Origin of the sequence: Actinopolymorpha sp. B17G11, from assembly GCF_040196095.1 — a bacterium.
Taxonomy (GTDB): Bacteria; Actinomycetota; Actinomycetes; order Propionibacteriales; family Actinopolymorphaceae; genus Thermasporomyces.
In genome coordinates, this window is record NZ_JBEFTW010000004.1 from 55,544 (window position 1) to 80,165 (window position 24,622).

At 68.9% G+C, this 24,622-nt stretch carries 18 protein-coding genes; 14 read left to right on the top strand and 4 right to left on the bottom strand.

The genetic code is table 11. The features are described 5' to 3' along the window. On the top strand, positions 1-2,178 hold the full coding sequence (locus ABN028_RS06240; protein ID WP_349329078.1) for an MGH1-like glycoside hydrolase domain-containing protein: 2,178 nt from the start codon (positions 1-3) through the stop codon (positions 2,176-2,178). Beyond that, on the top strand, positions 2,160-4,910 hold the full coding sequence (locus ABN028_RS06245) for a glycosyl hydrolase 2 galactose-binding domain-containing protein (protein WP_349695939.1): 2,751 nt from the start codon (positions 2,160-2,162) through the stop codon (positions 4,908-4,910). The genes ABN028_RS06240 and ABN028_RS06245 overlap by 19 nt, the downstream gene beginning before the upstream one ends. A gap of 223 nt (positions 4,911-5,133) precedes the next feature. Here the strand turns inward: ABN028_RS06245 and ABN028_RS06250 are convergent, their stop codons facing one another. Further along, positions 5,134-5,331: a hypothetical protein gene (locus tag ABN028_RS06250; RefSeq protein WP_349695940.1), complete on the bottom strand. Its 198-nt coding sequence runs from the start codon at positions 5,329-5,331 to the stop codon at positions 5,134-5,136. Between the two features lie 3 nt (positions 5,332-5,334). Between ABN028_RS06250 and hrpA the strand changes: the two genes are divergently transcribed. Beyond that, positions 5,335-9,324, top strand: a complete 3,990-nt coding sequence (gene hrpA / locus ABN028_RS06255) for an ATP-dependent RNA helicase HrpA (RefSeq protein ID WP_349695941.1) — start codon at positions 5,335-5,337, stop codon at positions 9,322-9,324. Positions 9,325-9,526: 202 nt separating this feature from the next. After that, entirely contained in the window at positions 9,527-10,264 is a 738-nt protein-coding gene (locus ABN028_RS06260; RefSeq protein WP_349329081.1) for a D-Ala-D-Ala carboxypeptidase family metallohydrolase, read from the top strand. A gap of 39 nt (positions 10,265-10,303) precedes the next feature. Here ABN028_RS06260 and ABN028_RS06265 read toward each other — a convergent pair whose 3' ends face one another. Further along, entirely contained in the window at positions 10,304-10,510 is a 207-nt protein-coding gene (locus ABN028_RS06265) for a DUF3099 domain-containing protein (RefSeq protein ID WP_349329082.1), read from the bottom strand. A gap of 19 nt (positions 10,511-10,529) precedes the next feature. After that, on the bottom strand, positions 10,530-11,198 hold the full coding sequence (locus ABN028_RS06270; protein ID WP_349329083.1) for a dienelactone hydrolase family protein: 669 nt from the start codon (positions 11,196-11,198) through the stop codon (positions 10,530-10,532). A gap of 381 nt (positions 11,199-11,579) precedes the next feature. On the opposite strand from ABN028_RS06270, the gene ABN028_RS06275 reads away from it, so the two are divergent. Beyond that, complete coding sequence (locus ABN028_RS06275; protein WP_349329084.1) at positions 11,580-11,786, top strand: hypothetical protein; 207 nt, start codon at positions 11,580-11,582, stop codon at positions 11,784-11,786. Between the two features lie 181 nt (positions 11,787-11,967). Next, entirely contained in the window at positions 11,968-13,122 is a 1,155-nt protein-coding gene (locus ABN028_RS06280) for a glycoside hydrolase family 172 protein (RefSeq protein ID WP_349329085.1), read from the top strand. An 86-nt stretch (positions 13,123-13,208) separates the two neighbouring features. Here the strand turns inward: ABN028_RS06280 and ABN028_RS06285 are convergent, their stop codons facing one another. After that, positions 13,209-14,060, bottom strand: coding sequence for a FadR/GntR family transcriptional regulator (locus tag ABN028_RS06285; protein WP_349695942.1), 852 nt, complete (start codon positions 14,058-14,060; stop codon positions 13,209-13,211). A 131-nt stretch (positions 14,061-14,191) separates the two neighbouring features. Here ABN028_RS06285 and ABN028_RS06290 point away from each other — a divergent pair, with 131 nt between their 5' ends. From ABN028_RS06290 to gap, 8 genes are all read left to right on the top strand, one after another. Beyond that, entirely contained in the window at positions 14,192-15,745 is a 1,554-nt protein-coding gene (locus ABN028_RS06290; RefSeq protein WP_349695943.1) for a UxaA family hydrolase, read from the top strand. Positions 15,746-15,759: 14 nt separating this feature from the next. Continuing rightward, complete coding sequence (locus tag ABN028_RS06295) at positions 15,760-17,097, top strand: nickel pincer cofactor-dependent isomerase, group 22 (protein ID WP_349695944.1); 1,338 nt, start codon at positions 15,760-15,762, stop codon at positions 17,095-17,097. A gap of 162 nt (positions 17,098-17,259) precedes the next feature. Then, entirely contained in the window at positions 17,260-17,811 is a 552-nt protein-coding gene (locus ABN028_RS06300) for a Rieske (2Fe-2S) protein (RefSeq protein ID WP_349329089.1), read from the top strand. A 335-nt stretch (positions 17,812-18,146) separates the two neighbouring features. Then, positions 18,147-20,306: an excinuclease ABC subunit UvrC gene (gene uvrC, locus ABN028_RS06305; protein ID WP_349329090.1), complete on the top strand. Its 2,160-nt coding sequence runs from the start codon at positions 18,147-18,149 to the stop codon at positions 20,304-20,306. Continuing rightward, a complete protein-coding gene (gene rapZ, locus ABN028_RS06310; RefSeq protein WP_349329091.1) occupies positions 20,287-21,159 on the top strand; it encodes an RNase adapter RapZ in 873 nt (290 codons plus the stop codon). Before uvrC ends, rapZ begins: the two co-directional genes overlap by 20 nt. Before the next feature lie 55 nt (positions 21,160-21,214). Beyond that, a complete protein-coding gene (locus ABN028_RS06315; RefSeq protein WP_349329092.1) occupies positions 21,215-22,168 on the top strand; it encodes a gluconeogenesis factor YvcK family protein in 954 nt (317 codons plus the stop codon). 127 nt (positions 22,169-22,295) lie between these two features. After that, entirely contained in the window at positions 22,296-23,276 is a 981-nt protein-coding gene (gene whiA / locus ABN028_RS06320) for a DNA-binding protein WhiA (RefSeq protein ID WP_349329093.1), read from the top strand. Between the two features lie 284 nt (positions 23,277-23,560). Beyond that, on the top strand, positions 23,561-24,583 hold the full coding sequence (gap, locus tag ABN028_RS06325; RefSeq protein ID WP_349329094.1) for a type I glyceraldehyde-3-phosphate dehydrogenase: 1,023 nt from the start codon (positions 23,561-23,563) through the stop codon (positions 24,581-24,583). The last annotated feature ends 39 nt before the right edge of the window (positions 24,584-24,622 follow it).

The window sequence follows — 24,622 nt, forward strand, 5'->3', positions numbered from 1 at the left end:
ATGTCCGCACCGGATCCTGGGCGTAGGACTGTGCCCGTCGACGACTACACGCCCCACGGATACCTCGACCTGCCGGGCCACACCAGACGCCTGACACCCAAGGGGGTGCTGCGTAGCAACGGGGTGGGTTTCCGGTGGCACTTCCCGGCGCTCGCGACGTCCTACGGCGGGCGGCGGGAGACCTATCGTGCGGGGTTCCGGCTGGTTCTCGACGGGGCGGCCGCCCTCACGGACTTCGACGACCTCCGCGCGCCGTACCACTCCAAGAACGTCGTCCGCTTCGTGGCGACCAGCGGAAACGCCCGGATGGAGGCGGAGTACTTCGCACTCGGCGATGACGTTCTCTGTGCGCAGGTGCACGCGGCACCGCGGCGACAGCTCTCTGTCCAGGTCGGCTACACCCGGCTGATCGCCGCCGACCACGGGTGGGGCGAGTCGGGGCTCGTCGCGCGGCGCGTCGGTGACCGCCTCGTCCTGCAGGGCTTCGAGGACGGCGAGGCGTTCGTTCTGGAGGTCGTCGGTGCGGCCGCCGAGTTCGCGGTGACCACGGGGGACGTGGCCACCGGCGCGGTGCAAGGCGACGTCGACGGTGCGAGTGCGGACCGGGTGACGGCCGTCGGCGCGGCGGGGGAGCAGGTCAGCGTCTCCGGTGTGGTCACGATCCGGTCCGCGACCCCGGTTGCCTGCACCGTCCTGCTCGCGCGCGGACGTACCGAGGACGAGGCAGTGGCGCGCCTGTCGCGGGCCCGGCGTACCCAGGACGCTTGTCGGGCGGCCCTGCTGGCCGACGACGAGGAGTTCTGGTCGCACGCACCCACGCTGGACGGCGACTGGCCGGACCACTGGCGGCGCGGGCTGGTCTATGACCTCGAGACCCTACGAATGATGGTGAAGCAGCCCGCCGGCATCTACCGGCACGCATGGGACGCGATGCAGATCCAGGCACCGCGGGTCGTCCTCGCCGAGGCGGCGATCGACGCGTTGCTCCTCGGCTACGCCGATCCCGAACTCGCCCAGGAGCTGCTCTTCGGCACGTTCGCCGACGCACCACTGCCCAACGTGCCGTGCTCACGCGAGGACGGCACGTACAACATGGTCTCGGCGGACGGTTCTGTCTGCGGCACCGGTCCGCAGTGGGGTTATCCGTGGCTGGTTGTCCGCCAACTCGCGGCGCTGCGGCCCGACCGCGACTGGCTCGCGCGGCTCTATCCGTACCTCGTCCGTTATCTCGACTGGTGGCTCGCCCATCGCCGCGACACCGACGGATGGCTGGTCCACGCGTGCAGCTGGGAGTCGGGTCAGGACCTCTCGCCACGCTTCGGCGAGCAGCCGCTTGGTGGCGGCCACCCCACCTGGTCGACCCGTCCGGTCGACCTGCAGGCAGCGTTCGCGGACGCGGCCCTGGCGATGGCGGAGTTCGCGGTCGAGTTGGGCTACGGCCAGGACATCGCCCGCTGGAGCGCGCTCGCCGAGGACTACGGCCGGCGCACTGAGCAGTTGTGGAACGGCGGCCGGTACGCGGACTGGCGCACCGACACGGGTGCGGACCAGCCGGGACTCACCGGCGTCGACGACGTGATGCTCCTGGCGCCGGTCGCGCTCGGGTTGGCAGCGGCGGAGCGCAGGGAGGCCCTGCGGCCGGCGATCCGGGCCTGTGACGCCGACTCCGTCGTGTGGCCGATGTTCGCGTGGACCACCGTGGACGCCGCACTGGCGGTGGACGAGGACGACACGGCGGCACGGATCGCGGGAGCTGTCGTCGACCGGGCGTACGGCTTCTGGGATGCCCGCGACCACCAGGAAGGTGTCGGAGGCAAGCCCGGGCGCACCCTGCCTGGAATCGCGTGTGAGTACTGGCCGCTGTCCGGCCGCTGCGGTGGCGAAGGGTACGGCTGGGGAGCGTTCACGACCCACCTGCTCCTGGGCGTCCTGGTCGGTATGCGCCCGACGTCGGAGGGTCTGTACGTACGGCCGAACCTGCCGATCGGCATGCGTACGCCCGGGCGCCGTTATGCCGTCAACCTCACCTTGCGTGGTGTGCGGCTGGTGCTCACCTTGCGACCCGACGAAGACGGTGGCGGCGCCACCGTCGATGTCGCCGACCGAACTGCGACGGTGCGTTGGGGTGAGGAGGCCTTCTGGCGTTGGGAGGAGCTCGGGTGCGCAATGCCGTCCTGACAGGACCCTGGGAGGTGGCCGGCCGCCCAGTAGAGGTCCCCGGATGCTGGGAGGACACGGGGATCGCCAAGGACGCGCCCGGACCGTTCGACTACCGGACGACGTTCGACGTAGGAGGGTTGGCCGCCAGCGATCGGGTCTGGCTGCGCTTCGGAGCGGTGAGCTACGCATGCGAGGTCTTCGTCGACGGGCAGGAGGTCGGGCGACACATCGGCATGTGGGACGCGTTCGACGTGGAGGTCACCTCGGCGGTCGACGCGGGCGGCACCCACGAACTGCTGGTCCGGGTCGAGAAACCTGCCAGCCTCACGGCGGGGCCTGACTCGCCGGCGGTTCCCGGTCGCTATCCGACCAGGGAGACCCTCGCCGGCTTTCTGCCCTACGTCTGGGGACACGTCCACGGCGGCATCTGGCAGGACGTCGAGGTGGTCGTCACCGGGCCTGTCGTGTTCGGCGACGTCACCGCGTGGGGGACTCCGGCGGGCGAGGTCACCATCGCAGCTGAGGTGTCCGGAGCGTCCACCGTCAAGGTGACGTTGACAGATCCGACGGGTGGTGTCGTCTCCGAGGTCGTACGCCGGGTCGAGCACGACGCCGTGTTCAGTATCGGCGTGGACGATCCACAGCCCTGGTCACCGGACGATCCGCGGCTCTACACGGTGCACATCGCCGCCCACACCGACGACGGGAGCAGCGACGACGACGACAGCAGCGACGACGACGACAGCAGCGACGGTGACGACAGCGACGAAGACGGGAGCAGCAGCGACGACGGTGGCCGCGGCCGGTCCGACGAGCGAACGTTTCGGGTCGGCCTGCGCGAGCTGACCACCCACGGCAGCGAGCTCCGCCTCAACGGCGACCCGCTCTATCCGCGGATGCTGCTGTCCTGGGGCTGGTATCCCGACCTGCTCCATGCCGCGCCGTCGCGCGACCGGGTCCGCGCCGACCTCGAACGCCTGCGAGAGCTGGGATTCAACGGCGTCAAACTGTGCCTGTGGTTCCCACCGACGTACTACTTCGACATCGCTGACGAGCTCGGGCTGCTGGTCTGGGTCGAGCTACCCATGTGGCTGCCCCATCCGACCGAACACTTTCGTACGCAGTTGCCCGCCGAAACCGACCGGTTGGTCCGGATGGCGCGCAACCATCCGTCGGTCATCCTCTACACGTTGGGCTGTGAGCTGAGTGCCGTCATCGGAGACGATGTTCTTGCGCCGCTCTACGCCCATGTGAAGGGGCTCGTGCGCGACGCCCTGGTCCGCGACAACAGCGGGTCGGGGGAGGCGTACGGCGGACTGCTCACCGAGTACGCCGACTTCTACGACCACCATCTCTACTGCGAACTCCAGCACTTCCGCGAGACACTCGAGCACTTCGCACCAGGATGGCGCGACGCCAAGCCGTGGCTCTTCGGCGAGTTCTGCGACCTCGACACGTTCCGCGACCTTCGCCGCCTGGGCGCCGTAGCCGCCGACCGCCCCTGGTGGACACACGGCGACCCCGCGGTCAATCCGCAGGGCGCCCGCTGGCAGTACGACGTCCAGGCACACGAGGAACGCCTGCGGCGCAACGGCTTCTGGGACCGCGGAGCGGAGCTGGAAGCGATCTCGCGACAACAGGCCCTGCTCCACCGCAAGGTCACGTTGGAGGCCGTCCGGATCCGGCACGACACGTCGGGCTACGTCGTCACCGGCGAGCGCGACACCCCGATCAGCACGGCAGGGCTCTGGGACGATCTCGGCGAGCTGAAGGTCGATCCCGCGGAGTTCCGGGCGTTCAACTCCGACCTGGTGGCGTGTGTCGGCTGGGACCGGCGCCGGACGTGGCGGGCGGGTGGCGACCGGCCGGCTTACGGTGATCCCTGGTGCCACGAGGCCGGTGCCGTCGTACGCCCGCATCTCGTCCTCGCCCACCACGGAAGGGACGCCGCGCCCGTATGGGCGGAGTGGACGGTCGCGCTCGACGGCAGTGATCCTTTCACCTCCGGCTCCCATGGTCCGGGGGAGCGGCTGAGGCCGGGAACGGTGCGGGAGGTGTGCGTCGCGGCGTTCGAGGTTCCGGACGTACGCACACCACGGCAGGCGACGCTGCGGGTCCGTGCCTGGGTGGGCGGTGAGCTGACCTCGAACACCTGGCGGTTCTGGTTCTTTCCGCACTCGCCGTGGGCAGAGGTCGGCCCGGTCGTCCTGGACGACCCTGGCGGGCGGGTCGCCGACCTCCGCGCCCTCGCGCCCGCAGTTGCCGACACCCTCACCACGGAGGCTGTCACGGTCGCGACGCGGTGGACGCCGGACCTCGCCCATGCGGTCGAGAACGGCGCGCGCGCGATCCTGCTGGCCGACGAGGCGAGCGACAGCCCACTGCCGCTCGTCCCGATGCCGTTCTGGCGTGAGGCGGTGAAGGTGATCGAGCCGCACGAAGCCTGGGACGACTTTCCTCATGAGGGATGGACCGACCTGCAGTTCGCCGGATGTGCGCCCGACCTCGCGATCGACACGAGCGACACGTGTGGTGTCGCCGGCCCGATGCGCCCGCTGCTCCGCAGGATCGATGCCCGGACGGCGCACCTGCACGACTACGCGACCGAGATCGCGTGGGGCAAGGGCCGGCTGATCGTGTCCACGTTGCGGTTCGAGGGATCGCGCGGTGACCAGCCTCGTGGGCTGGCCCGCAACACCGCCGCGTCGTACCTCCTGTCGCGCTTTGTCAGTTTTCTCCAGATGCGCTGACCGGGACCGGGACCGGGCGCCGAGCTGGCCGGGGACGGAGATCGGTGGGCTGATGCGGCATTCGCCTGGTTGGCCGGGTTACTCGCCTGGTTGGCCGGGTTACTCGCCTGGTTGGCCGGGTTACTCGCCTGGTTGGCCGGGCTACTCGCCTGGTTGGCCGGGCTGTTGGGGCGTTTCGAGGCGTCGATGCCTTGCCCGGGTGCCACTCGCCTAGCTGACGTGGTTACTCACCTAGCTGACCTGGCCCGCGCCCCTCACGGGCAAGCCGCTCACGGGTGAGCCGCTCACGGGCGAGCCGCTCACGGGCGAGCCGCTCACGGGCGAGCCGCTCACGGGCGAGCCGCCCGCCGTCGGTGCAAGACGCGCACGCGTGACGGAAAACCGGGTGGGTCGGCTTGGCGGCATTGCTTATCCTTGCCACCGTATGCATACTTCCTCGCCGCCCACGCTCACGATGCTGCGGAGCCGGCTCCCCGACCTGATGCTTCGCGACCAGCATCGCCTGCGGCGCCGGCTCGACGGCGTACGCAAGATCCGGTCCGACGGTGCACGTCAGTCGGCCGAGGCCGCGATCGTCGCCGATGTCGACAGGGCGGAGCGGCGCCTCGCCGGCCGGCAGGCGGGCGTCCCGGCGGTCACCTATCCGGCCGCGCTACCGGTCAGCCAGAAGAAGGACGACATCCTGGCCGCGATCCGCGACCACCAGGTGGTGATCGTCGCGGGTGAGACCGGCTCGGGCAAGACCACTCAGCTGCCGAAGATCTGCCTCGAGCTCGGTCGCGGCGTACGCGGCATGATCGGTCACACGCAGCCGCGCCGGATCGCCGCGCGCACCGTTGCCGAACGCATCGCCGCAGAGCTCGACACCCCACTCGGAGGAGCCGTCGGGTGGAAGGTCCGGTTCACCGACAAGGTGGGCGACGACACGCTCGTCAAGGTGATGACCGACGGCATCCTGTTGGCGGAGATCCAGCACGACCGACTGCTGCGCGATTACGACACTCTCATCATCGACGAGGCGCACGAGCGCAGCCTGAACATCGACTTCATCCTGGGCTACGTCAAGCAACTCCTGCCGCGCCGGCCTGACCTGAAGGTGATCATCACCTCGGCCACCATCGATCCCGAGCGTTTCGCACAGCATTTCCAGCTGGAGACCGCCGAGCGTGCATCCGCCGCGGAGGTGCCGATCGTCGAGGTCTCCGGGCGTACCTATCCGGTCGAGGTGCGCTATCGCCCTGTCGTCGACGACGCCGAGGACCGCGATCGCGACCAGATCCAGGCGATCTGCGACGCGGTCGACGAACTCCTCGCCGAAGGCCCCGGCGACATCCTGGTCTTCCTCTCCGGCGAACGGGAGATCCGCGACACCGCCGACGCACTGAGCAAGCAGAATCTCCGCCACACCGAAATCCTCCCGTTGTACGCACGACTGTCCTCGGCCGACCAGCACCGGGTCTTCCAGTCCCACGGCGGCCGCCGGATCGTGCTCGCGACCAATGTCGCCGAGACCTCGCTCACCGTGCCGGGCATCAAGTACGTCATCGATCCCGGCACCGCTCGCATCTCCCGCTACAGCCACCGGTTGAAGGTGCAGCGGCTGCCGATCGAACCCGTCTCGCAGGCGTCGGCCAACCAGCGCAAGGGTCGCTGCGGGCGTACCTCGGACGGGATCTGCATCCGGCTCTATTCCGAGGAGGACTTCGAGTCCCGCCCGGAGTTCACCGAGCCCGAGATCGTGCGGACGAACCTCGCCTCGGTCATTCTCGCGATGGCAGCGGCTGGGCTGGGCGACATCGCGGCATTTCCGTTCATCGACCCGCCAGACCACCGCAACATCAGGGCCGGCATCCAGCTGCTGGAGGAACTCGGGGCGCTCGACCCGAAGGCCAAGGGCCCGAAGCTCACCCCGCTCGGGCGTACGCTGTCCCAGCTCCCGCTCGATCCCCGGTTCGCGCGGATGGTCGTGGCAGCACAGGACAACGGGTGCGTCCGTGAGGTGATGGTCATCGCGGCGGCCCTGTCCATCCAGGACCCGCGCGAACGCCCCACCGACAAGGAGCAGCAGGCGGCGGAGAAGCACGCCCGGTTCGTCGCGGAGGACTCGGACTTCCTCGCCTACCTCAACCTGTGGAAGTACCTGCGGGAGAAGCAGGACGAGCTGTCGTCGAACCAGTTCCGCAAGCTGTGCAAGGCCGAGTTCCTCAACTTCCTCCGCGTCCGCGAGTGGCAGGACATCGAGAGCCAGCTCCGGCAGGTGACCCGGGGTACGGACATCACCCTCAACTCGACGCCGGGCGAGCCGCAGAAGATCCACCTGTCGTTGCTGGCGGGTCTGTTGTCACAGATAGGCGTGAAGGACGGCGAGCAGCAGGACGCTGGGAAGAAGGGGGCGTCGCGCGGTACGCGTCCACCGCGACGCCGGATCTCGCATGAGTACCTCGGCGCGCGGGGCGCGAGGTTCGCGGTCTTCCCGGGATCGTCGCTGTTCAAGAAGTCGCCGTCGTGGGTCATGGCGGCCGAGCTCGTCGAGACGTCGCGGCTGTGGGCCAGGGTCGTCGCGAAGATCGAGCCTGAATGGGCTGAGGCGCAGGCACAGCACCTGGTCATGCGCAGCTACAGCGAACCGCACTGGTCCAAGAAGCAGAGCGCCGTCCTCGCGTACGAACGCGTGACACTGTACGGCGTACCCCTCGCGGTGAACCGGCGCGTCAACTACGGCCGGATCGATCCCGTGGTCTCCCGCGAGATCTTCATTCGACAGGCCCTGGTCGAGGGCCAATGGGAGACCCGGCATGCGTTCTTCCACGAGAACCGCGCGCTGCTGGACGAGGTGGAGGACCTCGAGAACCGCGCGCGCCGGCGCGACATCGTGGTCGACGACGAGACGCTGTTCGCGTTCTACGACGAACGCCTCCCCGCCGATGTCGTGTCCGGCGCGCATTTCGACAGCTGGTGGAAGAAGGTACGCAGGGACACGCCGGACCTGCTCACCTTCTCCACGTCCATGCTCGTCACCGACGCCGCCGAGGCGGTCCGCGAGTCCGACTACCCGGACTTCTGGCACCGCGACGGCCTTCGGCTCAAGCTGACCTACCAGTTCGAGCCCGGCAGCGCCGCCGACGGCGTCACCGTCCACATCCCGCTGCCGGTTCTCAACCAGGTCAACGGGACGTCGTTCAGCTGGCAGGTTCCCGGGCTTCGCGAGGAACTCGTCACGTCGTTGATCCGCGCCCTTCCGAAGCAGCTGCGGCGGATCTTCGTGCCCGCGCCCGACTTCGCGAAGGCGGCTCTGCAGCGCCTCACGCCGTACCAAGGTGCGCTCCAGGAAGCGCTGGGGCGGGAGCTTCGCGCGATGTCCGGCACGATCGTGCCACGCGACGCCTGGCAGCCGGACCGGGTACCAGAGCACCTCAAGATGACCTTCGCCGTCGACGACGGCAAGGGTCGCACGCTGGCGGAGGGCAAGGACCTCGAAGCCCTACGCCGGCAGCTCCGGGACGAGATGACGACGACGCTGGCAAAGGCCGCCGGCGGCCTCGAACGCGACGGCCTGCGCGACTGGGACTTCGACCAGCTCCCGCGCGGCATCGCCCAACGCCGGCAGGGCTACGAGGTCAAGGCCTATCCCGCGCTCGCTGACGAGGGCACCAGCGTCGCCATCCGGTTGTACGAAAGTGAGTCCGCGCAACGTCGCGCGATGGTGGCGGGCACCCGCAGGTTGCTCCTGCTGAAGCTCCCAGCCCCCATCAAACCGGTGCTCGCCCGGTTGAGCATCGCGCAGAAGCTGGCTCTCGGGCACAGCCCGCACGGCGACGCCGGTGCGTTGTTCGACGACTGCCTGGGCTGTGCGGTCGACACCCTGGTCTCCGCGGCGGGCGGTCCCTCCTGGGACGCCGAAGGTTTCGCCAAGCTGGTCGACACGGTGCGCGCCGACCTGCAGGACACTGTGACCGACATCATCGTCAGGGTGGCCGAGATCCTGCGCGTCGCGCACGAGCTGAACGCCCCCCTCGACACCATGACGAACCCGGCCCTGGCCCCGGCGGTCGCGGACGTGCGGTCACAGCTCGAAGGACTCGTCTTCGCCGGCTTCGTCACCGCACACGGCAGGGATCGGTTGCCTGACGTCCTCCGCTACCTGCGGGGCATCGAACGCCGCCTCGACAAGGTCCCCACCGAGACCCAACGGGACCTCGAGCACACGCAGGTGGTCGCCCGGCTTCAGCAGTCCTACGACCAACTCGTCGGAGGTCTGGACGCCGACGACCCCGACTCTCGCATCGAAGGGGTCGAGCAGGTCCGCTGGATGCTCGAGGAACTCCGGGTGAGCTTCTTCGCCCAGCAGCTCGGGACCTCCGCCCCGATCTCGGAGAAGCGGATCCGCAAGGTCCTCGACCGGCTCGAGTCCTGACCCTGACCGGGCGCTGAACATACCCGGGCCGTCAAGCAAACGAGGGCATCAAGGTGCCATGGCGATTGACGCCGCACCGCCCGCCGTCGAAGGTGAGTCCCGACCTGCGGGGGTTGGCGATCGGTCGATGTCCATGCGTACGGCGACAGGCTTGTCGTACGTATCTGTTCATGCGTTGACCGCACTCTCTCGAGGAGACACGATGGCGCGACGGCGACTGATGGGGATACTCGCGGGCTTGACGATGGTCCTGGCGACAGCGGTCGTGGTCGGCGTACCGGCGACGACCGCACACGCCGATGGTTGCTACACCTGGAACCGCACTCTCCAGCAGGGCATGAGTGGAAGCGACGTCACCCAGTTGCAGATCCGGGTGGCCGGTTGGCCCGGATTCCAGAACCAGATCGCGCTCGACGGCGCCTACGGTCCGCAGACCGCGGCGGCGGTACAGCGTTTCCAGGCTGCCTACGGCCTTGCCGCGGACGGAGTGGCCGGCCCGGCGACCTTCGCGAAGATCTACGAGCTACAGGACAACGACTGCACGCCGATCCACTTCTCCTACGCCGAGCTCAACCAATGCAACAGCACCTGGGCCGGTGGCCGGGTCTCGGCGACCACCGCTCGTGCCAACGCACTACGCACGATGTGGAAGCTCGAGGCGCTGCGGCACGCCCTGGGTGACAACCCGCTGATCGTCACGTCAGGTTTCCGCAGCGAGGCGTGCAACAGCGCGGTGGGTGGTGCGTCGAACAGCCGGCACCTCTACGGCGACGCGGCCGACCTCGTCTCCGGCTCCGCCTCCCTGTGCCGGATCGTGCAACAGGCGAGGTCGCACGGGTTCGGCGGCCTGTTCGGGCCCGGCTACCCCGGTCACAACGACCACATCCACGCGGACGGCCGGTCCGGTTTCGTGTGGGACGCGCCCACCTGCGGAGTCTGATCCCGGCGCCGCGTTCCACCCGACCTCGATCGACAACCCTCACCGATCCCGCTGGCTGTTGGCCACGATGGCGGCGGCCGGCGGGATCAACGCTGCGACGGCGGACAGGATGAACGCCGCAGTCACCGAGAACCGGCTCACCACCAGCCAGGCCATTAGGAACAGGCCGATGCAGAGGCCCATCAGGGCAAGGTAAAGGCGCCGCCGCTGCCCGCGCTGTCCCTGCCCCTGCCGTTGTTCGTTCACCTGGGCAAGGCTCGCACCGTCAGGCGGGCATGTCCGGGCGCAGGTACCGCGAGAACCATTCGCTCGCGAGCTGTGCCACGCGTTCCAGCGCACCGGGTTCCTCGAACAGGTGCGTGGCTCCGGCGACAACGGCGATGTCGTGGGGCGCCGACAGCCTCCTGGCCGCCTGCTGGTTGAGGCCCAGTACCTGCCGGTCCTCGCTGCCGACGATGAGGAGGGTGGGCGCCCGCACCCGGTCCAGCGCGGCACCAGCGAGGTCAGGTCGACCACCCCGGGACACGATCGCGCCCACGTCGTCTGGCCGTTCCGCCGCGGCCACCAGCGCGCTGGCGGCGCCTGTGCTCGCACCGAAGATCCCGATCGGCAGGCCACGCGTCTCTTCCCACCGGCGTAGCTGGTCAACGGCAGCGGTGACTCGTTTACCGAGCAGGCCGATGTCGAAGCGCAGCTCGGCGGTCTGGCGGTCGAGCACCTCCTCGTCCGGCGTCAACAGGTCGAGGAGGACCGTCGCGAAGCCCGCATCGGAGAGGGTACGAGCGACTGCCCGGTTGCGCGGACTGTGCCGCGAACTTCCCGACCCGTGGGCGAACAGGACGAGCGCCTCGGCACTGGTGGGCAGGACGAGGTCTCCGCGCAGCTCGACGTCCGCGGGCGCGGTACCAGCAGGGACGGTGACCGGAACGCTCATCGGCGCCTGCACAGCCTCTCGACGTCTCGGTGTCGCCGACGCACCTGATGACCCACCTTGGACTTCCTACCGCAGGGCGGCCCGCGCAAACCAACGCCGACGATGGGGCATACAGATTCGGGCGGACGGGTGGACGTGGCGGACCGGCCGATGGTGCAGATCTGTGGGCGTGGCTGACCGGCGTACTGCTGACCGGCGTACCGCGGGCCGGCCTACTGCGGACCGGCGTACCGCGGGCCGGCCTACTGCGGACCGGCGTGACGCGCGCGAAACCTGGCCGGCGTACGATCGGCTCGTTCGAGCTGGGGCGCTTGGCAGATCCACCCGATCCGACCCGGTCGCGGGCGTAGGAAAGAGCAGGTTCGCAATGCGGATGGCACGATGATCCAGATCCGTGGCGATGAGCAGTCCGGTTACTTCGCGATGGTCGACTGCGACGAGTGTGCGGCGTGCATCGTGTTCAGGCCCCGTGACCACGGGTTGTGGGTGGGCTCGGCGCGCCAGGTACGCGTCTACCTGACCGACCACGTGGGCTGGGTCTTCGACGGCAGCTCGGGCGGCTTCTTCTGTCCCGCCCACTTCGCCTGACCGGATCGGGCCCAGCATGTCGGAGGACGTCGGCGATCCCGGTTCCCCATGCGGATGACGGACCGTCTGGCGGTGTCGCGCACCACCGCCTGGCAGTGTCCGGGACAGGTCATGACCGGTGTACCCGGAGCGGGCCAGCCGACCGGTACGTTCGTAGGAATCGATTTCCGGAGGTACGAACGTGAACGCAGGCGACGGCATGACCGGCGGTCCGAACAGCGGTCGGGGAGGTGGCCAGGGGAGTGGTCGGGGCGGCGGTCCGACGAGCGGGCTGGTCGGCGGGCTCGGTGACCTGGCCCGGGTGTCCGACGCGGTGACCCGCTCGATCAGCGCCGAGAACCCGACCGGTGAGAAGGGCCGCGGCGGTGCGGCGACCGAGGGGACCGGCGCCAACGCGGCGCGTGATCTCGGCCGCGGCTGGAAGGTCTCGCCGTCGATCCGGATCGAGGCCGGCGACACAGCGACTCTGGCAGGCATCGAAGGGTCCGGAGCGATCCAGCACATCTGGCTGACGACCCACGTGTCGAACTGGCGCCGGCTGCTCCTGCGGTTCTACTGGGATGACGACCCGCGCCCGGCCGTCGAGGTACCGGTGGGCGACTTCTTCGGCCAAGGATGGGGAGCGTTCGCCCAGCTGAGCTCCCTGCCAGTCGCGGTCAACCCCAACGGCGGGTTCAACTGCTACTGGCCGATGCCGTTCGCGCGGTCGGCGCGGATCACCCTGGAGAATCTCGCCGACGACCCGGTCATCGTCTACTACCAGGTCGACTACACCCTCGCCGAGCAGGGCGACGACCTGGCGTACTTCCACTCCCAGTGGCGGCGCAGCAACCCGCTGCCGTCGGCGGAGGTCCACACGATCCTGGATGGCGTCGAGGGCACCGGCCACTACGTCGGCACCTACCTCGCGTGGGGCGTCAACAGCACCGGCTGGTGGGGCGAGGGTGAGCTGAAGTTCTACCTCGACGGGGACGACGAGTTCCCGACCATCTGCGGTACCGGGACCGAGGACTACTTCGGCGGTGCCTGGAACTTCGACGTCCCGGGTCAGGGATACACCGCGTTCTCGACGCCGTTCCTCGGACTGCACCAGATCATCGCGCCGGACGGGCTGTACCGGAGTCAGCAGCGGTTCGGCATGTACCGCTGGCATATCTTCGACCCGATCCGCTTCGCGGCCGATCTGCGCGTCACCGTGCAGGCGCTGGGGTGGCGGGCGGGTGGGCGGTACCTGCCGCTGCAGGACGACATCGCCTCGACCGCGTTCTGGTATGGCCGCGAGACGTCGTACGCCGCTCCCGCGACCCCCGACCTCGACACCCTGGAGATCTGCTGAGCACCGGCCTCTCCCGGCCTATCCCCGTGATCATGATCGTGATCATGAAGGAAATCTGGGGTCTATGCGCCGCAAGACTTTCATGGTCATGGTGCGTAGATCCCGGCGTCGACCTGCTGGACCGAGGCGGCCGCCAACCTCGCGGTGAAGTCCTCGGTCTCCTGCAGGTGCTCGTCCATCAGGGCACCGGCCGCGCGCGCCGCTCTGCGGCGTACGGCGGCCATGATCTTGGTGTGGAAGTCGATCGCCCGAGCGGCCAGCTCGGCGTTGTCCTCGACGGTACGCCTGCGGACACTACGCAGCGCACCGTCCACGGAATGGAACAGCGTCAGCGCGAACGTGTTGCCCGCGGCCCGGAGCAAGGCGTCGTGGAAGTCGACGTCGGCGGAGCTGAACGTGTCGAGATCGCCGGCGGCCCACGCGGTCTTCATCGCCTCGACGGCGACGGTCATGCGTTCGAGGTCGGCGTCGGTACGCCGGAGAGCGGCGAGTTCGGCGATGCCGCGCTCGACGATGCGCCGCAGTTCGGTGAGCTCGTACGCGAGTGCGTAGCCGGGTTCGAGGGTCGCCCGCGCGTTGAGCACGGTGCTGTCGAACGGTGCCCACATCGCCGGCGCGTTGACGAAGGTGCCCCGCCCCTGCTGAACCCGCAGGACACCGCGCTGGCGCAGATCCTTGATCGCCTCGCGCAGGGTCAGCCGGCTCACCCCGGCTCGCTCGGCCAGCACGGGTTCGGGAGGAAGCCTGCTCTCCGGTGGGTAGGTACCGCTGACGATCTCGTCCAGCAGTCGTTCTGCCAGTTGGTCGGCGAGGCCGGTGCGGCTGACAGTGGAGAACTGACTCGCGCGTCTGCCGGTGCGCGGCGGATCCACCCAGCGGATGTTCTGGTCGGTCATGTTGGACTGCGCCTCCCCAGCCTGGCCACCTTGCCTGACCATCTTCGGACGGTCCGGTGGCCCACACGAGAGCCACAGAGTATGGCAGCCGCGCAACGGATACCTGGCACAGGGCCGAAACCCGGTACGATCGCGATGTTGAAACATCTGATGTCTTGGAGGGTGCGTACCCCATGGCCGTTCCGGCGCCAACCGCGCTTGCTGACCTGACGCTCCGACTCCATGCCGACGACAACGTTGTCATCGCGATGCAGGACCTCGACCCAGGACCGTACGCGCTCGCCGGCGGCGGCACCCTCGACGTCGCCGACTCCGTGCCCCGCGGGCACAAGGTCGCCGTCGCTCCAGTGGCCGAAGGCGACCCTGTTCGCAAGTACGGCCAGGTCATCGGCTTCGCCAGCGCGGCCATCACACCTGGCCGGCACGTGCACACGCACAACACGGCGTTCCAGATGTTCGAGCGGGCCTACGACTTCGGTGTCGACACGCGCCCGACCGAGTACGTCCCCGAGAACGCCCGCGCGACCTTCCAGGGCATCCTCCGCCCCGACGGCCGCCCGGCGACCCGCAACTACATCGGCATCCTCACCACGGTCAACTGCTCGGCGACCGCGGCCAAGCTGATCGCCGAACGGTTCAAGTACGACGCGCTCGACGACTTCCCGCAGGTCGACGGCGTTGTCTCCCTCACCCACGACACAGGCTGCGGCATGGCTGGTCCTGGCAGCGAGGGGTTCGAGGTCCTGCGCCGTACTCTCACCGGCTACGCCAACCACCCCAACTTCGCCGGCTTCCTCGTCCTCGGCCTCGGCTGCGAGGTCAACCAGGTCTCCTCCCTCGTCGAGCACTGGCAGATCCCCGCGCACAAGCTCACGGTGCCGATGACGATCCAGGAACTCGGCGGTACGAAGAAGACCGTCGCCGAAGGCATCGCCCGGATCAAGGAGATGCTCCCCGACGTCAACAACGTCACCCGCGAGACCGTCCCCGCGAGCGAGCTCGTCCTCGCCATGGAGTGCGGCGGCTCCGACGGCTACTCCGGCATCACCGCCAACCCCGCCCTGGGCGCGGCGGCGGACCTGCTCGTCGCCCACGGCGGCACGGCCGTCTTCGGCGAGACCCCGGAAATCTATGGCGCGGAACATCTGCTGGCTCGTCGCGCCGTCAGCCACAAGGTCGGCGAGAAGCTGGTCGAGCGCATCCGCTGGTGGGAGGACTACACCGCCAAGCACGGCGGCAGCATGGACAACAACCCCTCGCCCGGCAACAAGGCCGGCGGTCTCACGACGATCCTGGAGAAGTCGCTCGGTGCGGCGGCCAAGGGTGGCACGACCAACCTCGCCGACGTCGTCGAGTTCGCCGAGGAGATCACCGCGCGGGGGCTCGTCTTCATGGACACCCCCGGCTACGACCCGGTGAATGCGACCGGCATGGTCGCCGGCGGCTCCCAGGTGCTGTGCTTCACGACCGGGCGCGGCTCGGCGTTCGGGTGCAAGCCCACGCCGTCGCTGAAGCTCGCCACCAACACCCCGATGTACGAACGCATGACCGATGACATGGACCTCAACTGCGGCATCGTCGCCGACGGCGAGGCCTCGGTCGCAGAGTCCGGGCAGCAGATCTTCGACCTGGTGCTGCGGGTCGCGTCGGGGGAGAAGACCAAGAGCGAGGAGCTGGGGTACGGCGACGAGGAGTTCGTCCCGTGGCAGCTCGGCGCTGTGATGTGAGGGAGGCGGTCGCCGTGACGAACGGCGGTGGAACGACCAGCACAGGCACCAACCTCGGCCCGTTCGAACGAATCCGCGACGTCTCACCGCAGGCGCCCCTGCCGGATCTGCTGCCCGTCCGCCAGCACTACGACGTGCCCGTCGAGGCCGACGTCCCGGCGGCGACCAGGCGCGAGCTGGAAGCGCTCCGTCCTCGGATCGCCGCCGGCATGCGGATCGCCGTCACCGCCGGCAGCCGGGGCATCCACGACATCGCCACCGTGGTCAAGGCCGCGTGCACCTGGTTACGGGAGCAGGGGGCCGAGCCGTTCATCGTTCCGGCAATGGGTTCACACGGTGACGCGAGTGCCGAGGGCCAGCTCGCCGTCCTCGCGTCGTACGGCATCACCGAGCAGACGATGGGCGTCCCGCTGCGGGCGACCATGGACACGGTCGTGCTGGGACGCGTACCGGACGGGCCGGAAGTCCATCTCGACGCCCATGCCGCCCAGGCCGACGGGATCCTGCTGGTCAACCGGATCAAGCCGCACACCGACTTCCACGGCGAGATGGAAAGCGGTCTCGGCAAGATCGCCGCGATCGGGCTCGGCAAGCAGCGGGGTGCCGAGGGCATTCATGCGTACGGCTCGACCGGGCTCGCCCGGTGGATGCCCGCGGTGGCCAGGCGAATCGTCGACACCGGCAAGGTGCTCGGCGGGCTTGCGATCGTCGAGAACGCCCACGAGACGACGGCCAAGGTGGCCTTCGTCGCCCCCGACGGCATCGCCGGGCCGGCGGAGACCGCTCTGCTGGCCGAGGCCGGTGAACTGCTCGGGCGGCTGCCCTTCGACGACCTCGACGTGCTGGTCGTCGACGAGCTCGGCAAGGACAAGTCGGGCTCCGGCATGGACACCAACGTCATCGGCCGGATGTGGATCCCCGGCGTCGCCGAACCCGACGGTCCCCGGATCACCGCCATCACCGTGCACGCGATCAGCAAGGCGTCGTACGGCAACGCCGTCGGCGTCGGTCTCGCCGACTTCATCCCGTTCCGCGTGCTGGAGGACATCGACCTGCACGCCGTCTACGTCAACGCGATGACGTCGGGAACCGGCGGCCTGCGGCGTACGAAGCTGCCGATCGCCCTGGCCACCGACCGCGACGCGGTGGCGGCCGCGATTCTCATGTGCGGCCGGCCCGACCCGGAGAACGTCCGGCTGGTCCGGGTCCACGACACGCTCGACACGGTTTCTCTCCTGGTCTCGGCGAGCCTGCGGGCCGATATCGAATCGCATCCGCGGTTGGAGATCGTCGGTGAGCCGGTTCCGTTCGCGTGTACGCCGGAGGGTGAGCTGCCCGCCTGGCCGGCGTAGAGTCCCGCCCGCGACGGCAACAGCTTCGCGGGCAGTGGTCAGGCACATCCGTCGATGTCGGACAATCCAGGATTTTCGGGCTCGAGCTGAACCGACCGGGCTCGCCTTCCGTAGTTAGAGGGGTCAGCGCCCGGTGCTCGACCTATCGACGGGAGTTACCACGTGGAGACCACTGACCCGCAGGCCCGGCTTTCGATGCCCTCGACCGTGCCGCCCCCGCCCGCTGGCGACCTGCCTTCCTTGACCCGGCGCCGGGTCCTGAGCGGTGTCGCCGTCGCCGGAGCCGCAGTCCCGGTGCTCGCCGCCTGCGCCGGTGGCACACAGACCGAGGAGGAGCCGCCCGCCGACGGCGCTCCAGCGGAGGACCCGCCCGCGGAGGAGGAGCCCTCCGAAGAAGAGCCCACCGAGGAGGAGCCGCCCGCCGGGGCCGACGCTCTGGCGAAGACCGCGGACATTCCCGTCGGAGGTGGCGTGGTGCTCGCCGACCAGAAGCTGGTGGTCACGCAGCCGGCGGCCGGTGAGTTCAAGGCGTTCAGCGCGTTGTGCACCCACAAGGGCTGCCCGGTCAACGACGTGACGGACGGGTCCATCAACTGTCCGTGCCACGGCAGCAAGTTCAGCGCCAGCGACGGCAGTGTCACGAGCGGTCCCGCCACCGAGCCGCTGGAGACCAAGGAGGTCACGGTCAACGGCGATTCGATCATGCTCGCCTAGTAGTTGGTGCCGGTCCCTCACAATCGCGAGGCCGCTCGGGGTCCCGTCCCGCTCAGAGCCGCTCGTGGTCCCGTTCCGTGATCATGATCGTGATCATGAAGGTTGTCGTGGCCCATAGCCCCGAGAGCCTTCATGGTTCCGAACGCCTTCATGATCACGCAGCGCAGATCGGCCGTCCGCGCGATGGTCCAGCCCGGAGCGCCAGCCATGATCATGAAGGGAAACCGGACCATGTAAACCAACGGGGCTATAACCCCCCGGAACCTTCATGATCACGATCATGATCACGGGGTGGTGCCGATCAGGTGGGGGTAGGGGCGTCTACGCTCGGACAAGTGGCAGATCCCGCGACCTATCGACCGGCTCCCGGCTCCGTTCCCGACGCGCCCGGCGTCTATCGCTTTTCCGACAGCCGGGGGCGAGTCGTCTATGTCGGCAAGGCCAAGAGCCTGCGTGCCCGGCTCGGTTCGTACTTCCAGGATCTCGCCGCTCTCCACCCGCGCACCCAGGCGATGGTGCAGACCGCGGCCAAGGTCGAGTGGACTGTCGTCAACACCGAGGTCGAGGCACTCCAGCTGGAGTACGCCTGGATCAAGGAGTTCGACCCGCGGTTCAACGTCAAGTACCGCGACGACAAGAGCTATCCGTGGCTGGCGGTGACGCTCGACGAGGAGTTCCCGCGGCTGCAGGTCATGCGCGGTGCGAAGCGCAAGGGCGTCCGCTACTTCGGCCCCTACGCCCACGCCTGGGCGATCCGCGAGACGCTCGACCTCCTGCTGCGGGTGTTCCCGGCCCGTACGTGTTCCAAGGGCGTCTTCAAGCGCGCCCACCAGATCGGCCGGCCGTGCCTGCTCGGCTACATCGGCAAGTGTTCGGCGCCGTGCGTGGGCCGGGTCAGCGCGCAGGAGCACCGACGGATCGTCGAGGACTTCTGCGACTTCATGGCCGGCCACTACGTGCCCTACCTCAAGCGGGTCGAACGCGAGATGAAGCAGGCGTCGGACGAGTTGGAGTTCGAGCGGGCGGCCCGGCTCCGCGATGACCTCAAGGCTTTGGAACGCGCGCTGGAGAAGAACGCCGTCGTCCTGCCCGACGGGACCGACGCCGACGTGATCGCGCTCTCGGAAGACCAGCTCGAGGTCGCGGTGCAGGTCTTCCACGTCCGCGGAGGACGGATCCGCGGGCAGCGCGGCTGGGTCGCTGACAAGACCGACGACGCCGGGACCGGCGAGCTCGTCGAACGCCTGCTCACCCAGCTCTACGGTTCCGAGTCGGCAGACGGCGTGCCCCGCGAGGTTCTCGTACCCGCCGTACCCGAGGACGTCGACGCGCTCACCACCTGGCTCACCGAACGCCGGCACGCACGGGTCGACCTGCGCGTACCCCAGCGCGGCGACAAGAAGGCGCTGCTCGAGACCGTCGCCCGCAACGCCCACCAGGCACTGGGCCTCCACAAGACCAAGCGGGCAAGCGACCTCACCACCAGGAGCAAGGCGCTGGAGGAGATCCAGGAAGCGCTGGGCATGGAGGAGGCGCCCCTGCGCATCGAGTGCTACGACGTCTCCAACCTGCAGGGGGCGGACGTCGTGGCGTCGATGGTGGTCTTCGAGGACGGGCTTGCTCGCAAGAGCGACTACCGCCGGTTCACCATCAGGAGCAGGGGCAAGGTGATGGGCGGAGGGGACGCCGAAGGCGACGGTCCACGCGGATCCAACGACGTCGCATCCATCCACGAGGTCATCACGCGCCGGTTCCAGCGTTATCTCGACGAGCGTTCCGAGACCGGAGAGGTCGGGGAGAACGGCCACGACGACGAGGGTCCGGCCGCTGTCGATCCCGAGACCGGTCGGCGACGCAAGTTCGCGTACGCCCCTGGCCTGGTGGTCGTCGACGGCGGACCGCCCCAGGTCGCGGCGGCCCATCGCGCGCTCGACGAGCTCGGCATCGACGACGTGCCCGTCTGCGGTCTGGCCAAGCGGCTCGAGGAAGTGTGGCTGCCCCGCCAGGAGGATCCGGTCATCATGCCGCGTACGAGCGAGGGCCTGTATCTCCTCCAGCGCGTCCGCGACGAGGCGCACCGGTTCGCCATCACGTTCCACCGGCAGAAGCGGTCGAAGTCGATGGTCGAGAGCCTGCTCGACGACGTTGCCGGACTGGGTGAGACCCGGCGCAAGGCGCTGATGCGCAAGTTCGGTTCGTTGAAGCGCCTGCGCGCGGCGACCGCGGAGGAGATCACGGAGGTCCCCGGCATCGGGGCTCGCACGGCGGCGGCCGTCGTGGCCGCGCTGAGAGACGAAGGCGCCGGCGCCACCGGCCGGCCGGCGATCAACACCGCGACGGGCGAGATCCTCGACGAGGCGGACCCGCCGGCCGTGACCGACACGGCCGAGCTGCCCGACCAGCCGTACCCCTCGCCCAGTTCGGGAGACAATGACGCCATGACGACGCACGAGGATCACCGGCAGGGAGTTGGCCATGGCGACACGTCCACCTGAGCTCGTCCTCGTGTCCGGCATGTCCGGAGCGGGTCGCAGTTCGGCCGCCGACGTGCTGGAGGACCTGGGGTGGTTCGTCATCGACAACCTCCCGCCCGAGCTCCTGCCGACCATCGTGAAGCTCGTCGCCGACGGCGAGCGATCGGTCGCCAAGATCGCCGTGGTGGTCGACGTCCGGTCCGGATCCTTCTTCGCGGCTCTGCAGGGATCGCTCGAGGCGCTGCGCGCCCGTGGCCTCCGCCCGATGCTGCTCTTCCTGGAGGCCGCCGACGAAGTGCTCGTCCGCCGGTACGAAAGCGTCCGGCGACCGCACCCGCTCCAGGGCGAGGAGGGTCGGGTCCTCGACGGGATCGCCCGCGAACGCGTCGCCCTCCGGGAGCTTCGCGCCGACGCCGACCTGGTGATCGACACGTCCAGCCTCAACGTCCACCAGCTCACGGCGAAAATCGTGAACGCGTTCGGCGGCGCCGACGACCAGGCGTTGCAGGCGACGATCATGTCGTTCGGCTACAAGTACGGCATCCCCGTCGACGCCGACCACGTGGTCGACTGCCGCTTCCTGCCGAACCCGTACTGGGACCCGGAGCTGCGGGGGCAGAGCGGCCTGGACTCCGATGTTCGTGAGTACGTCCTCAAACAGGACGACGCGCTTCCGTTCCTCGACCACTATGAAAATCTGATGAGCCTGTTGGCTCGCGGCTATCTGCGAGAGGGCAAACGGTTCGTGACGATCGCGGTCGGCTGCACCGGAGGCAAGCACCGGAGCGTGGCCATGGCGGAGGAGCTCGGTGCGCGGCTTCGAACGCACGGCATCGGCAACCTCGTCCTGCATCGGGACCTGGGGCGGGAATGAGCGCGTCGATGTCCCGGACGAGCGACTCGTCCTCCCGGACGAGGCGGTTCGCCACATGAGCGGCGGACAGTCCGACCCGCGCATCGTCGCCCTCGGCGGCGGGCACGGGCTCGCGGCGTCGCTCTCGGCCCTGCGGCAGGTCACCGAGCACCTCACCGCGGTCGTGACGGTCGCCGACGACGGCGGTTCGTCGGGCCGGCTGCGCAAGGAGTTCGGCGTCCTCCCTCCTGGCGACCTCCGGCAGGCGCTCGCCGCACTGTGCGGCGACGACGAGTGGGGACGGACGTGGGCCGAGGTGCTGCAGCACCGGTTCGCCAGTGACGGTCAGCTCGCCGGCCATGCGGTCGGAAACCTGCTCATCGTGGCGGTATGGGAGCGGCTGGGCAAACACGTGGACGGACTCGACTGGGTGGCGAGGCTGCTCGGTGCGCGCGGACGCGTGTTGCCCATGAGTGCGGTACCCCTCGAGATCACCGCACAGGTACAGGGACTCGACCCTCTCGATCCCGATGCCGTACGCACGCTGCGCGGCCAGTCGGAGGTCGCGGCGACGGCTGGGCGGGTCCTCAGCGTCGCGCTCGAACCCGCCGACCCGCCGGCATGTCCGGAGGCGATCGACGCCGTAGGGGCCGCCGACGCGATCGTGCTCGGGCCAGGTTCGTGGTTCACCAGCGTGCTGGTGCACCTCATGGTTCCCGAGCTCCGAAGGGCGCTGCACCAGACTGCGGCGCGGCGGATCCTCACACTCAATCTCGCACCGCAGGCAGGCGAGACAAGGGACTATTCGCCGGAGCAGCACCTCGAGGTGTTGGCCGCGCATGCTCCCGACCTCCGCATCGACGTCGTGCTCGCCGACGACGCGTCCGTCGCGGACCAGTCGGCACTGGCGAAGGCGGCGGCAACCCTGGGTGCGGAGTTGGTGGTCGCCGACGTGGGGCGCGGCGATGGTTCACACCGACACGACCCTGAACGCCTCGCCCGCGTCTATGGCAAGGTTCTCGTCGGCTGAGTGGTGGGCCGTTCGTATCTTGCGATCGTGTCATTCGGTCACTCTGCGTGGCTAAAACCATGGCGAGAATTCCCTCCGGCTTGACCCATTCGCCCACAGATTTCGTCATGCGTGGCAGGATCGGGCCATGGCGATGACGTCTCAGGTCAAGGCAGAGCTCACGAGCACAACGGTGACGAAACCCTGCTGTCGCAAGGCGGAGGTCTCCTCGACGCTTCGGTTCGCGGGCGGACTGCACATCGTCAGCGGGCGGATCGTCATCGAGGCAGAGCTCGATACCGGCGCGTGTGCGCGGCGACTACGCAGGGAGATCGCGGAGGTCTTCGGGCACGCGAGCGACGTCCTGGTCCTGGCGCCCGGTGGACTCCGCAAGAGCAACCGCTTCGTCGTCCGCGTCGTCAAGGACGGCGAGGCGCTGGCGCGCCAGACGGGTCTCCTCGACGGGCGTGGCCGGCCCGTCCGCGGCCTTCCGCCGCAGGTGGTCAACGGGTCCACGTGCGACGCGGTGGCGGCCTGGCGGGGTGCGTTCCTGGCACACGGTTCGTTGACGGAGCCGGGTCGGTCGGCCTCGCTCGAGGTGACCTGCCCTGGTCCCGAGGCGGCGTTGGCGCTCGTGGGTGCGGCCCGCCGGATCGGGATCGTCGCGAAGGCCCGTGAAGTACGCGGCGTCGACCGGATCGTCATCCGAGACGGCGACGCGATCGGTGCGCTGCTCACCCGGCTCGGCGCCCACGAGAGCCTGATGGCGTGGGAGGAACGCCGGATGCGGCGCGAGGTGCGGGCGACCGCCAACCGGCTCGCCAACTTCGACGACGCCAACCTGCGACGCTCCGCGCGCGCTGCGGTCGCGGCGGGTGCACGGGTCGAGCGTGCCCTGGAGATCCTCGGCGACGACGTTCCCGACCACCTGCGACTGGCGGGGAAGCTCCGCGTGGAGAACACCCAGGCGAGCCTCGAGGAGCTGGGGCAGCTGCACGAGCCGCCGCTGACGAAGGACGCGATCGCGGGCCGGATCAGGCGACTCCTGGCCATGGCCGACAAACGGGCCACCGACCTGGGCGTCGCGGGCACCGAGGCCAACCTCACCCCGGAAATGCTGAGCACCTGACGTCGGTCCTTCACCCCGGCCCCGACCCGGGCCGCCGGGGAATGATCACACATGCGTGATCATTCCCCATGATGCACGGTTAATTCGGCGTGCATCATGGGGAGTTACCGTGTGAGGTACGCGGTCTGAGGCCGGCTCACGACGCTCGCCAGCCGACCGATAGTCTCCGTTTTGAGCCGTGCCGTACGCGCACAATGCAGAGGGGGAGCGGCGTCGGGCAACGAGGCCAGCCGCACGCAACGAGCACTGAAGATCGGCAACGACCCCATGCGAGGGAGTGTCCTGTGACCATTCGGGTAGGAATCAATGGCTTCGGCCGCATCGGCCGCAACTTTTTCCGGGCAGTCCTCGCCCAGGGTGCAGACATCGAAATCGTCGGTGTCAACGACCTGACGAGCAACGACGTGCTGGCCCACATGCTGAAGTACGACTCGGTGCTCGGCCGGCTCGACGCCGATATCCGTTACGACGACGAGACGCTCACCGTCGACGGCCGGTCGTTCCGCGCGACGGCTGAGACCGACCCGGCGAAGCTCCCGTGGGGCGACCTGGGGGCCGACGTCGTCATCGAGTCGACCGGCCGGTTCACCAAGGCCGAGGACGCCCGCAAGCACGTCGAGGCGGGTGCGAAGAAGGTCATCATCTCCGCGCCGGCCACCGGTGAGGATCTCACCATCGTGCTGGGCGTCAACGACGACAAGTACGACCCGGCGAAGCACACGGTGATCTCCAACGCCTCCTGCACGACCAACTGCGTCGCGCCGATGACCAAGGTCCTGCTCGACAGCTTCGGCATCGAGAAGGGGCTGATGACCACAATCCACGCGTACACCACCGAGCAGCAGCTGCTCGACCAGATCGCGGTGACGCGCAAGGGCTCGGTCAACCTGCGCAGGGCGCGCGCGGCGGCGATCAACATCGTCCCGACGACGACGGGTGCGGCGAAGGCGACCAGCCTCGTGATCCCGGAGGTCAAGGGCAAGCTGGATGGCATGGCGTTCCGCGTGCCGGTGCCGACGGGTTCGGTGACCGACCTCGTGGTCGACCTCGGACGTGAGGTCACCAAGGAGGAGGTCAACTCCGCCTACCAGGCCGCCGCGGACGGTCCGCTCAAGAACATTCTCGTCTACACCGAGGACGAGATCGTCTCCTCCGACATCGTCAACACCGCGCCGAGCTGCACCATCGATGGGGCGCTCACGATGGCGAACGGCAACCAGGTCAAGGTCGTCGGGTGGTACGACAACGAGTGGGGCTACTCCAACCGGCTCGTCGACGTCGCCGCCCTCGTGGGTCGGTCCCTTTGAGTTCGGGCCCAGTGAGTTCGGGCCCAGTGAGTTCGGGCC